The organism is Streptomyces armeniacus (genome assembly GCF_003355155.1).
Classification (GTDB): Bacteria; Actinomycetota; Actinomycetes; order Streptomycetales; family Streptomycetaceae; genus Streptomyces; species Streptomyces armeniacus.
In genome coordinates, this window is record NZ_CP031320.1 from 5031987 (window position 1) to 5043434 (window position 11448).

Consider the following 11448-nt stretch of genomic DNA (forward strand, 5'->3'; position numbering starts at 1 on the left):
TCACAGGCCCTGCTGCTTCCGGCGGCCGCTGAGGAGGATGCCGACACCGGCACCCGCCGCCAGCCCCGCCACGACGAGCGAGACGGTCAGGACGGTGCTGCCGCCGCCGTCATCGTCGTCCCCCTTGCCGTCCTTGCCCGCCTCGTCCTTCGCGGCGTCCTTCGCCGGCGCGGAGCCCGTCGCGTTGAGCTGCTTCACGAGGTCCGTGCCGCCGAAGTCCCGTACGTCGCCGCCCGCCGCGTGCGTGGCCAGGACGAGCCCGCCGAGCGCCGCAGGGTCGGAGTCGAACTTGTCCCACTTCTTCGCGTTCTTCTCCAGCCACTCGAGCGCGCCGTCGGCCGCGTCGCCGTGGCCGCCCGCGGCGAGGGCGAGGACGGCGTCGGCGGTGTTGCTGTAGTCGGGCTGGTCCTTGGCGCCGGGCAGCGCGGAGGGGAGGTGCTGTCCGTTCTTCTTCAGCACCGCCGCCAGATACGCGGCGCCCGCCTCGGCCGCCTCGTCCGGCGACGCGTTCGCGCCCTTGTCCTGGTCGCCGCCCTCGCACTTCAGCGCGGCCGGCGCGCTGCCCTTGCCCTCCGCGGGCTCCACGGCCAGCCCTTCGCCGCGCGCCGCGAGCGCGGCCGCGGCCGTCGCGTCGTCGTTGGGGGCGAGGGCGCCCTTCTTGTCCGGCTGGTACGCGAACGCCCCGCGCTCGCCCGACTTGGCGCCGCAGCCGAGCTGGAGGCCGAGGAGCGCGTCGTACGGAGTCGCCTCGGCGTCCTTCGCCGCCTTCGCGGGAACGGCCTCGGCCGGGTCCTCACCCGCCGCGGCCAGCGCCCCGATGACGACGGAGACGGAGTTCGCGTCGGTGGGGCTGCCGGGGTTGTAGCCCCAGCCGCCGTCCTCGTTCTGCACCGACTTCAGCCACTTCACGGCGCTTTGCACGGCGTCGCTCTGTCCGCCGAGCGCCGAGAGCGCCTGGACGGCGGCGGCCGTGGCGTTCACGTCGGGGACGGTCTTCTTGCCGCACTCCGCGCCCGTGTCCGCGCGGTACGCCGTGAACGAACCGTCGTCGCACTGCTGGTCCGCCAGCCACGCCACGGCCTTGTCCGTCGGGTCCACGCCCACGGTGTCCTGCGCGAGCAGCGCGACCGACTGCCGCCAGACGCCGTCGTACTTCGGATTGCCCTTCCCGTACAGCCCGTCGTCACCGGCCGCCGCTGCTGCCGCTTCCGGCGCTGCGGGGGCGGCGAATGCCAGCGGTGCCGCGGCCGTACACAGCACGGAGGCGGCGAGGAGCACGGCGCTGCGGCGCAGAGACGACATGACGGATGCCTTTCGGTGGGCGGGACGCAGCCGTGCACGGCCGTCCCGCCCCGCGGACGCGCTCCGCGCGGTGGCACTCCGGGCTCAGCTCCGTATACCTCGACGGTGCCGGGGCCGCCGCTCCGCGCTGCGGCGGCGGGCGGCTCCGGGAGCCTTGCCGACGGCCGGGCGCTCCGGCTTGGCGGCCGTACGCGGTGCGTACGCGTACGGGGCGCCGTTCACGGTTGCGGGTCAGCGCCGGATTCGCACCGGCTTCCCCCGGTCGAGGGCAGTCTTCCGCGTCCACTCTAAGGGAGCGCCGGCGTCGCGCCTCCAGCCGGGAGGGGCGGTACGCCCCGTACGCCGGTTCTCACGTCAGCGCGCCCCCGCGGTTTCCGTCGCCCCGCCGTCCCCGTCGACGCGATCGCTCGCGTGGTCGATCAGCGTGCACACCGTCTCGATGTCGACCCGCACCTGGGTGATCGAGGCGCGCCCCGACAGCCAGGTGGTGAGCGCCGAGTGCCAGGTGTGCTCGATCACCCGCACCACGGAGAGCTGCCGCGGCGTGGGCGGCGCGTACTCCGGGCCCATCGCGTCCAGGATGATCGCCGTCGTCAGCCGCGAGACGGCGTCCACCTCGGCGCCGGCCGACCGGTCGGCGAACGTCAGGGCCCGCACCATCGCGTCCGCCAGCTGCGGTTCGCGCCGCATCGCGCGGAAGGCGCGCATCAGCGTCTCGGCGACCCGGGCCGCCGCGTCGGACTGCGCCGGCGGGTCCGTGTGCAGGCTGTCGCGCATGCGCTGGAGCTGGTCGTGCATGGTCGCGACGAGCAGGTGCACCTTGGACGGGAAGTAGCGATAGAGGGTGCCGAGGGCGACCTGCGAGAGCTCGGCCACCTCCCGCATCTGCACGGCCTCGAAACCGCCGCGCCGCGCGAGCCGCGTGCTGGCGCGCAGGATGCGCCGCCGCCGTGCCTCCTGGCGTGCGGTCAGCCGCGGCGGGGACGGCTTGGGGTGTGTCGTCATCGGCCCCGTTCCCTCCTCGGCGTGCCCTGCCCGTACCCGTGCCGGACGGGGCGGCGGGTGGCGGGAATCACCTGCTCCGGCCCGTCCGAGGAAGTGACCGGCCGGTAGATTCTTGCCCGTCGATGCGGCAGGATCGGCACAATCCTGAAACTAGTTCTAGATTAGCGTGGGCGGCTACGCTCCGGCCGATACGCAGTGAAGAAGGGGGCCGCGAGTGACCGCAGAGGCCGTACGGGACGCAGAGTCCGTCCCCGTGTCCGCGGACACCGCGGGCCCCGGCCCGGAGCCCGGCTCCGGGGTCGGTTCCGGGACCGGCACGGGCCCCGGTTCCGGGGACAGACCGCTGCGCGTCGCGCTGCTGAGCTACAAGGGGAACCCCTTCTGCGGCGGCCAGGGCGTCTACGTACGGCATCTGTCGCGCGAGCTGGTCCGGCTCGGGCACCACGTCGAGGTGATCGGCGCGCAGCCGTACCCGGTGCTCGACGAGGGCGTCACCCTCACCGAACTGCCCAGCCTGGACCTCTACCGGCAGCCGGACCCGTTCCGCACGCCGCGCAGGAGCGAGTACCGCGACTGGATCGACCTCCTCGAGGTCGGCACGATGTGGACCGGCGGCTTCCCCGAACCCCTGACGTTCTCGCTGCGGGCCCGCCGCCATCTGGCCGCGCGGCGCGGCGCCTTCGACGTCGTACACGACAACCAGACGCTCGGCTACGGCCTGCTGGGCCTGCCCGCGCGTACGGGCGTCCCGCTGGTCACCACCATCCACCACCCCATCACCGTGGACCGGCAGCTGGAGCTGGACGCGGCCGAGGGCTGGAGCAGGCGCGCCTCCGTGCGCCGCTGGTACGGCTTCACGCGCATGCAGAAGCGGGTCGCGCGGCGGCTGCCGTCCGTGCTGACGGTCTCCGGCTCGTCCCGGCGCGAGATCACCGAGCACCTCCGGGTGCGCGAGGACCGGATCCGCGTGGTGCCGGTCGGCGCCGACACGCGGCTGTTCGCGCCCGACCCGGCGGTGGCGACGGTGCCCGGCCGGATCGTCACCACCTCCAGCGCGGACGTACCGCTCAAGGGCCTCGTGTATCTGGTCGAGGCGCTGGCGAAGGTGCGTACGGAACGCCCGTACGCGCACCTGGTCGTGGTCGGCCGGCGGCCCGACGAAGGGCCCGTCGCCGCCGCGCTGGAACGCTACGGGCTCTCCGACGCCGTCGAGTTCGTCAAGGGCGTCAGCGACGCAGAACTCGCCGACCTCATCCGCAGCGCGCAGGTGGCCTGCGTGCCGTCGCTGTACGAGGGCTTCTCGCTGCCCGCCGCCGAGGCCATGGCCACCGGCACGCCGCTCGTCGCGACGACGGGCGGTGCGATCCCCGAAGTGGCGGGCGAGGACGGCGAGACGTGCCTCGCCGTGCCGCCCGGCGAGGCGGGCCCGCTGGCCGCCGCGCTCGAACGGCTGCTGGGCGATCCGGAGTTGCGCGCCCGGCTGGGCACGGCCGGGCGGGAGCGGGTGCTGCGCCGCTTCACCTGGGAGCAGGCGGCACGCGGGACGGTGGAGTGGTACCGGGCGGCGATCGGTGCGGGCGCGGGTGCGGGTGCTTCGGGTGCGGGCGCTCCGGGTGCACCGGTGGCCGCGGGCGCCGCCGCCGGTCCCGGCGCCGGTCCCGCAGCCGTACGGGAGGCGCGCTCCGACGCCCGTACGTCCCGTACGTCCGGCACGTCCCGCACCGGCGCCCGTGGTGCCGCGCCCGTCGGCGCCGTACGGGCCGCCGGGGGCGGCGCCCGCAGCGAACCTCCCGGAGCGGGCGGCTGACGACGCCGCCCCGCGTCCCGTACCGCCAGGACAGTGCTCCGCGCTCCACCGCATCACCGCACCGCCACCGCCCGAAAGGCAGACCACGTGCTGACCGTCGACTTCTCCCGCTTCCCCCTCGCCCCCGGAGACCGCGTACTCGACCTGGGGTGCGGGGCGGGGCGGCACGCCTTCGAGTGCTACCGGCGGGGCGCCCGGGTCGTCGCGCTCGACCGGAACGGCGCGGAGATCCGCGAGGTCGCCACCTGGTTCGCGGCGATGAAGGAGGCCGGTGAGGCCCCCTCCGGCGCGACCGCGACCGCGATGGAGGGCGACGCGCTCGCGCTGCCCTTCCCCGACGACAGCTTCGATGTCGTCATCATTTCCGAGGTCATGGAGCACATTCCGGACGACAAGGGTGTACTCGCCGAAATGGTACGGGTGTTGCGCCCTGGCGGCCGGATCGCCGTGACCGTTCCCCGCTACGGCCCCGAGAAGGTCTGCTGGGCACTCAGCGACGCGTACCACGAGATCGAGGGCGGCCACATCCGCATCTACCGCGGCGACGAACTCCTGGACCGTATGCGCGAGGCCGGCCTCCGCCCGTACGGCACCCACCACGCGCACGGGCTGCACTCGCCGTACTGGTGGCTCAAGTGCGCCTTCGGCGTGCACAAGGACGGGGACGAGGCGGCGCTGCCCGTCCGCGCGTACCACAAGCTGCTGGTCTGGGACATCATGAAGAAGCCACTCGCCACCCGGGTCGCGGAACGCGCCCTGGACCCGCTCATCGGCAAGAGCTTCGTGGCGTACGCGACGAAGCCGCACGAGCCGCACGCGCCGGAGATCACGGATGCCGGCGAGGCCGCGCCGGAGGCCGCCGCGCCGCTGGGGCGGGCGTGACCAGCCCCGGGCGTACGGAACGGCTCGTGCTCCCCGGCGTGCTGACCGCCGGACAGGCCGCCGAGACGGTCGCGGGCATCGCGGCCGTACAGCGCGCGGACGGCGCCATTCCGTGGTTCCGCGGGCACCATCTCGACCCCTGGGACCACGTCGAGGCGGCGATGGCGCTGGACGCCGCGGGCGAACACGCCCGCGCCGAGGCCGCGTACCGCTGGCTCGCCGTCCACCAGCTGCCGGACGGCTCCTGGTACGCGGCGTACGCCGACGGGGACGCCGCCCGCCCCACCGACCGGAGCCGCGAGAGCAACTTCTGCGCGTACGCCGCCGTCGGCGTCTGGCACCACTACCTCTCCACCCGCGACGAGTCGTTCGCGGAACGGATGTGGCCCGTGGTGGCGCGCGCCATCGGGTGGGTGCTGGCGCTCCAGCAGCCCGGCGGCCAGATCGGCTGGAAACGCGAACCCGACGGCACGGTCGTCCCGGACGCCCTGCTCACCGGCTCCGCCTCGATCTACCAGTCGCTGCGCTGCGCCCTCGCCCTCGCCGAGCACCGCGGCGAGCCGCAGCCCGACTGGGAGTTGGCGGCGGGCTGGCTCGGACACGCCGTACGGCAGCACCCGGAACGCTTCCTGGACAAGAGCCGCTACTCCATGGACTGGTACTACCCGGTCCTCGGCGGCGCCCTGCGCGGCGCCGCCGCGGAGGAGCGCATCGCGGCGGGCTGGGACCGCTTCGTCGTACCCGGACTCGGCGTCCGCTGCGTCGTACCCAACCCGTGGGTGACGGGCGGTGAGAGCGCCGAACTCGCCCTGGCGCTCTGGGCGCTGGGCGACACCGGCCGCGCCGTCGACATCCTGCAGTGGATCCAGCACCTGCGCGCGGACGGCGGCCTGTACTGGACCGGCTACGTCTTCGAGGACGACGCCGTCTGGCCCCGCGAGCAGACCGCCTGGACCGCGGGCTCCCTCCTCCTCGCGGTCGCGGCGCTGGGTGGGGACAAGCCGACGGCCACCGTGTTCGACGGCGAGTCCTTGCCGCGCGGCCTCGAACCGCGCTGCTGCTGAAGCACCAAGCCCGTCCGGCGTTTGAGGACGGACCTCGGCCCATTCCCGGGCCGCGCTTGCGTACGAGGCGGTGACCGCGTACCGGCGTCTGCTGCCCGTCCCCGGCTGAGGGTCGTCCTCAAGCGCCGGACGGGCTGGAGTGTGGCTGGGGTGCGTCCTCAAGCGCCGGACGGGCTGGGGCGCGGGACGGGCTGAAAGGCGCGGCGCAGGAGGCGTCCATACGCTGCTGTCATGCTGAACCCTGACGAACTGACGCCGCCCGAGCGCGCGTTGTGGAACGCCTTCCCCGTCGGCGAGCACATTGATCTGCGGACGGGGCGTCCCGAGGACGACGCCCTCGACGCCGGTCCGCGCCGCGGCCCCGCGCGGACCGTGCGGGCCGCCGTACTGGCCGCGCTGCTGCTCGGCGGCAACGAGGAGCGCCGCGGTGCCGTCCCCGCGCTGCGGCTGTCCGGGGCGCGGATCACCGGGCATCTGACGCTGGACGGCGCGGAGATCCGGCATCTGCTGCGCCTGGAGGACTGCTGGTTCGAGGAGGCCGTGAGCCTCGAGGGCGCGTCCACGCTGGCGCTCGTCCTCACCCGCTGCCGGATACCCGGACTGCTGGCGCCCGCCGCGCGTATCGAGGGCCGCCTCGACCTGCGCGGCTCGCTGATCGAGCAGGTGGAGCGGCGGAACGCGCTGCGCCTCACGCACGCGCAGATCGGCGGCGGGCTGCGGCTCGACGGGGCGACGCTGTGGGCGCCCGGCGATCTCGCGCTGTCCGCGGGCGGCATCGTCATGTCGGGCGCGGTCATGTGCGAGAACGGCTTCCGTGCGCGCGGCGAAGTCGCGCTCCCGGGTGCGCAGTTGCCGGGCGGGCTGTTCATGCGGGGCGCGCGGCTGGAGAACCCGGAGGGCATCATCGCGTTGCAGGCGGACAACGTGACGGCGTCCACCATCCGGTGCTCGCGCGGCTTCCACAGCGAGGGGAAGATACGGCTCCGCGGTGCGCAGACCGCGGATCTGCTGACCTTCGAGGGCGCCACCCTGCGGGATGCGGGCAACGAGGGCCGCAGCGTCCTCGTGGGCATCGGGATGCGCACGGCGGAACTCGACCTGCGGTTCGCGGAGCCGCCGCAGGGTGCGGTGGTCCTCCGGAACACGCACACCGGCTGGTACCAGGACGAGGAACGCAGCTGGCCCGCGGCCATACGCCTGGAGGGCTTCACGTACGACGCCCTGCGCGACGCGGAGCCCGGGGCCGCCCGCCAGGACGTGGCACGGCGGCTCGCCTGGATTCGGCGCAACCCGCGCTACTCGCCGCAGCCGTACGAGCAACTGGCCGCCTGCTACCGGCGGATCGGCCACGACGACGACGCCCGTCGCGTACTGCTCACCCGGCAGCGTGACCGCCGGCGCACGCTGCGCCCCGCCAGCCGCGCGTGGGGCTACCTGCTGGACGCCACCGTCGGATACGGCTACCGCCCCTGGCTGGCCGGTGTCTGGCTGGCGGCACTGACGCTGCTCGGCACGCTGGCGTTCCGTACGCAGGAACCGCGCCCGGTGAAGCCGGGGGAGGGGCCGGCGTTCCAGGCGTTCGTCTACACCCTGGACCTGCTGATCCCCATCGGCGGCCTCGGCCAGCGCGGCGCGTGGCACTGGGCGGGCGGCGGCGCGCAGTGGCTGGCGTACGGGCTGATCGGCGTGGGCTGGCTGCTGACGACGGCGGTGCTGGCGGGAGTGAGCCGGACGCTGGCGAAGCAGTAGTGGCGGGCGGACGGGCCGCGTTGGCGAACGCGGCCCGGACAACCGCCGGACCGCGACAGTGGTGGCATCGCGGCCCGGCGATCATGGGGTACGGGGCGGGGTACGGACCGTGCGGCGCGGTCCGTACTCCCGGGGACGGTCACCTGCGGCGGATGCGGGTGGCCACGGCGTGGCCGACGAGGAGGTACACGACGGCGGCGACGCCGTAGTTGACGACCACGCGCAGCCAGTCCCGTGAGAACGAGAACAGGTCGTGGGACCAGGCGGCCAGCCAGCGGGCGGCGTCGTGTGCCGTGCTGACCAGGTCGTTGGAGGGGTTGGCGTCCAGCAGGTAGAGCAGCACCCACAGGGCGATGATCCCCGCGACGAGGTCCGCGACGAGCCGTACGGCCGCGGCGGCCTGGTGGGTTCCGGAGCGTCTCGCTGCGGTGGACATAACGATCGGATAACCGATATCGGGGAGCGCAAACCAACTCGTCCGTTATGCACGGACTTTGCACGCCGTTCGCACCGGCGCCGCGCGGCGCCCACGCGAACTCACGCGCACGCACACGAACTCGCGCGGCGCCCGCACGAACTCACGCACGCACACGAAACGGCAGCGGCCCCCTCCCGTAAGGAAGAGGGCCGCCGCCGTTGCTGCTCGCTCGGACACTCGGCCCGTCAGCTGTGCTGCACTGTCACTGCTCGGCTACCCGGCCGTCAGCCGCGCTGGATGCCGGAGCTGTCCTGCAGGACTCCGCGCCGTCCGTCCTGTGTCTGCGCGACAAGCGCCTGGCCGCGCTGCTCCACGGCGAGGTACCAGGTGCCCGGCGCCAGTTCGGCCACCGGGTTCGGCGAACCGTCCTCCGGGAAGAGGGGGCGCGCCACCGGCACCGCGAACCAGAACGGCTGGAAGTCGCCGCCACCCGGCGCGTGCTGACCCGGCTGCGGCTGGGCCTGCTGCGGCGCACCCGGCTGCGGCTGCTGCCCGGGGCCCGGCTGGCCCGGCTGGGCGCCGTACGGCTGGGGCTGGCCCGGCTGGCCGCCGTACGGCTGGGGCTGGCCCGGCTGCTGGCCCGGGTAGCCGTAACCGCCCTGCGGCTGCGGCTGACCGGGCTGGCCCGGCTGGCCGCCGTAGGGGGCGCCCGGCATCGGGGCACCGCCACCGCCCATGAGGGGTGCCTTCAGGGCGGGCACCGTCTCGGTCAGGAGCGCCACGACCGCCAGGACGAGCCCTGCCAGCACCGAAATGATGAGCCCCATGCCGAACTCGAGGTCCGCACCCTCGTTGTCGGGCTTGGTGAACAGCAGTCCGAGCGAGCTGAAGCCCGTGGCGAGCGCGAAACCGAGGCCCAGCTGCGACGGCACGATGCCGAACAGTTTGACCTGCGGCGGCAGGGCGCGCCCGAACACGATGGCGCCAACGGCGAAAAGCCCGAGGAGGGTGACCGCGAAGGGGGCCACCCCCGCACCCTCGCTCATGTCCCACATCGTGGGAAAGTCCGGCTTCGAGCTGTCTGGCACGCCATCGGGAATGTCAGCGGTGAAGACCTCGAGGAACGAGGCGATGAGGAGCAGGACGGCTGCTCCGATCATCACTGCGTCGCCTCGGGTGAGCGAGCGGATGTTCAACGTGGGGTCCTTAGTCGGTCTTGTCTGTCCGTGTTTCTGTCTGCCGGGGGTGAGCACCCCATCGTACGGGCGACACTATGGCCTGATGTGGCGGGCCGTCTTCTTCGTTTCCGTTCTGTGCCAGTTCTCGCGGCTGTGTGTCTGATCACGTCGGCGGTGCGCGCCGTGTTCGCCCTGTTCGCCGATTTCGCGTTGTCGGCCGGCAGCGGTGAGTGCCCGGGCGGCGTCCTTCCGTGAGCGGTCAACGTCCTTCCGTGAGGAAGTCGGTGATGCCCTGCGCGATCCCGTACGCGGCGCGCCCGCGCCACTCGGGGTCGGTGAATTGGGCGGCGTCTCCCGCGTCCCGCATGTTGCCGCACTCGAGGAACACCTTCGGCACCTTGCTGAGATTGAGTCCGCCGAGGTCGTCGCGGGTGACGTAACCCTTCTCGGCGTCGATGTAGTTGGACTTGCGGGCGCCCTCGACCTTGTCGAACGCGGCCGCCAGCGAGGTGCCGAGGCGCCGCGAGGGCGCGCTGATCGCGGTGGTGTCCGCGTCTCCCGCGCGCAGCGAAGCGGGAACGATCACGTGGAACCCGTGGCCGCCCTGCGCGGCGCCGTCCGCGTGCAGCGAGACGACCGCGTCGGCCTTCGCCGTATTGCCGATTTCCGCGCGCTCGTCGATGCACGGGCCGTAGGAACGATCTCCGTCCTGCGTGAGTTTCACGGAGGCGCCCTGCTTTTCCAGATCCGTACGGACGCGCCGGGCGAGATCCAGCGTGAAGGAGGCTTCGGCATAACCGGAGTTCGTTTCGGTGCCGGTGGTGTCGCAGGCTTTCTTGTTTGTGCCGATATCCACGAGTCGGTTGATTTTGTCCGGGTGCTTCCGATTGTTCGGATTGTGCCCGGGGTCGAGCACGACCGTCATGCCCTCGAGTGGATCTCCCTTTTGGCCCCGATTGCCGTTCTCTTTCCCGCCCTTGTCCGGTTGGGGGGATTTCCCCCGCTTATCCGGTGCGCCCGGTTTCCCGCCGTCCGGCCCCTCGGACCCGTCCGACCCGTCCGATCCGGACGGGCCCGGCATCAGTGCGGGCGGCGAGTCCGAGCCCTCGTCGGCCGACCCCCGCGCCGACTGCCACACGAGCCAGCCCGCGAAGCAGAGCGGCACCAGCGAGGCGAGGACGATGACCAGGGTCCCGCCGCGGCGGGACGGGGTTCGGTAGGACACGGTTCGCGATCGTAGCGCCGCGCGTCACCCGCCGGGGCGGTTGTGCCGCAGAACGCGGAGCGAGCGCGTGGCCGAGACCTCCGTGAAGGCACCCGACTCCAGCGCCCGCCGGTGGATCCGGTACGGCGCCTGGCCGCCGTCCGCCGGGTCCTCGAACACGTCGTGGATCACGAGCAGTCCGCCGTCTGCGAGGTGCGGCACCCAGCCCTCGTAGTCGGCGCCGGCGTGCTCGTCGGTGTGCCCGCCGTCGACGAAGACCAGCCCCAGCGGGCCGCCCCAGACCGCCGCCGCCTGCGGCGACCGCCCGACGAGCGCGACGACGTGCTCCTCCAGGCCGGCGGCGTGCAGCGTACGGCGGAACGCGGGCAGCGTGTCCATCATGCCGGTCCCGGGGTCGACGAGCGACGGGTCGTGGTACTCCCAGCCGGGCTGCTGCTCCTCGCTGCCGCGGTGGTGGTCCACGGTGAGGACCGTCACGCCGGCCGTGCGGGCGGCGTCCGCGAGGAGGATGGTCGAACGCCCGCAGTACGTGCCGACTTCCAGCAGCGGCAGCCCGAGCCGCCCGGCGGCGTCGGCGGCGGCCGCGTACAGGGCGAGTCCCTCGTCCTCGGGCATGAACCCCTTGGCGGCCTCGAAGGCGGCGAGCGCGGCGGGGGAGGGTGCGGGGGCGGGCTGGGGCTGCGGCTGGTGCATCGTGCTGGCTGTCCGGCTTCTCGGGAGGAGTACGGCGGCTTGCGGCGGCGTACGCGGCGTACGGCGGGTGCGGTCTGCGCGGCCTTCCGCGCCGCCCCGGGGGGTGTTCGCGCGTGCCGGCGACT

The 11448-nt window shown here is 73.5% G+C and carries 10 protein-coding genes; 4 read left to right on the forward strand and 6 right to left on the reverse strand.

Features of this window, described 5'->3' with window-relative positions; all coding sequences use genetic code 11:
- Complete coding sequence (locus DVA86_RS21930; protein ID WP_208880729.1) at positions 1 to 1302, reverse strand: SCO2321 family membrane protein; 1302 nt, start codon at positions 1300 to 1302, stop codon at positions 1 to 3.
- A gap of 354 nt (positions 1303 to 1656) precedes the next feature.
- Positions 1657 to 2307, reverse strand: coding sequence for a TetR family transcriptional regulator (locus tag DVA86_RS21935; protein WP_208880731.1), 651 nt, complete (start codon positions 2305 to 2307; stop codon positions 1657 to 1659).
- A 214-nt stretch (positions 2308 to 2521) separates the two neighbouring features.
- On the opposite strand from DVA86_RS21935, the gene DVA86_RS21940 reads away from it, so the two are divergent.
- The 4 genes from DVA86_RS21940 to DVA86_RS21955 all read left to right on the forward strand — a co-directional run bounded on the left by DVA86_RS21940 (position 2522) and on the right by DVA86_RS21955 (position 7809).
- Positions 2522 to 4114, forward strand: coding sequence for a glycosyltransferase family 4 protein (locus tag DVA86_RS21940; protein WP_425470901.1), 1593 nt, complete (start codon positions 2522 to 2524; stop codon positions 4112 to 4114).
- 87 nt (positions 4115 to 4201) lie between these two features.
- Positions 4202 to 4996 (forward strand): class I SAM-dependent methyltransferase, encoded by a 795-nt coding sequence (locus DVA86_RS21945; protein WP_245996953.1) that lies wholly within the window; start codon positions 4202 to 4204, stop codon positions 4994 to 4996.
- Positions 4993 to 6060, forward strand: coding sequence for a prenyltransferase/squalene oxidase repeat-containing protein (locus tag DVA86_RS21950; protein ID WP_208880733.1), 1068 nt, complete (start codon positions 4993 to 4995; stop codon positions 6058 to 6060). Before DVA86_RS21945 ends, DVA86_RS21950 begins: the two co-directional genes overlap by 4 nt.
- Before the next feature lie 231 nt (positions 6061 to 6291).
- On the forward strand, positions 6292 to 7809 hold the full coding sequence (locus DVA86_RS21955) for an oxidoreductase (protein WP_208880734.1): 1518 nt from the start codon (positions 6292 to 6294) through the stop codon (positions 7807 to 7809).
- Positions 7810 to 7948: 139 nt separating this feature from the next.
- On the opposite strand, the gene DVA86_RS21960 is transcribed toward DVA86_RS21955, so the two are convergent.
- From DVA86_RS21960 to DVA86_RS21975, 4 genes are all read right to left on the reverse strand, one after another.
- Positions 7949 to 8245 carry a hypothetical protein gene (locus DVA86_RS21960; RefSeq protein ID WP_208880736.1) on the reverse strand — a complete coding sequence of 99 codons (297 nt, stop codon included), beginning with the start codon at positions 8243 to 8245 and terminating at the stop codon, positions 7949 to 7951.
- 266 nt (positions 8246 to 8511) lie between these two features.
- Positions 8512 to 9387: a hypothetical protein gene (locus tag DVA86_RS21965; RefSeq protein ID WP_245996955.1), complete on the reverse strand. Its 876-nt coding sequence runs from the start codon at positions 9385 to 9387 to the stop codon at positions 8512 to 8514.
- Between the two features lie 277 nt (positions 9388 to 9664).
- The gene (locus DVA86_RS21970; protein WP_342776370.1) at positions 9665 to 10330 is read right to left on the reverse strand and encodes an N-acetylmuramoyl-L-alanine amidase; all 666 of its coding nucleotides are present in this window, start codon (positions 10328 to 10330) and stop codon (positions 9665 to 9667) included.
- 324 nt (positions 10331 to 10654) lie between these two features.
- Positions 10655 to 11323 (reverse strand): class I SAM-dependent methyltransferase, encoded by a 669-nt coding sequence (locus tag DVA86_RS21975; RefSeq protein WP_208880742.1) that lies wholly within the window; start codon positions 11321 to 11323, stop codon positions 10655 to 10657.
- Between the last annotated feature and the right edge of the window lie 125 nt (positions 11324 to 11448).

What these genes read in the sequence shown, in the direction of transcription:
- DVA86_RS21930 (WP_208880729.1), bottom strand. Translation starts at nt 1,302, where the DNA reads ATGTCGTCTCTGCGCCGCAGCGCCGTGCTCCTCGCCGCCTCCGTGCTG.
- DVA86_RS21935 (WP_208880731.1), bottom strand. Translation starts at nt 2,307, where the DNA reads ATGACGACACACCCCAAGCCGTCCCCGCCGCGGCTGACCGCACGCCAG.
- DVA86_RS21965 (WP_245996955.1), bottom strand. Translation starts at nt 9,387, where the DNA reads ATGATCGGAGCAGCCGTCCTGCTCCTCATCGCCTCGTTCCTCGAGGTC.
- DVA86_RS21960 (WP_208880736.1), bottom strand. Translation starts at nt 8,245, where the DNA reads ATGTCCACCGCAGCGAGACGCTCCGGAACCCACCAGGCCGCCGCGGCC.
- DVA86_RS21975 (WP_208880742.1), bottom strand. Translation starts at nt 11,323, where the DNA reads ATGCACCAGCCGCAGCCCCAGCCCGCCCCCGCACCCTCCCCCGCCGCG.
- DVA86_RS21955 (WP_208880734.1), top strand. Translation starts at nt 6,292, where the DNA reads ATGCTGAACCCTGACGAACTGACGCCGCCCGAGCGCGCGTTGTGGAAC.
- DVA86_RS21970 (WP_342776370.1), bottom strand. Translation starts at nt 10,330, where the DNA reads ATGACGGTCGTGCTCGACCCCGGGCACAATCCGAACAATCGGAAGCAC.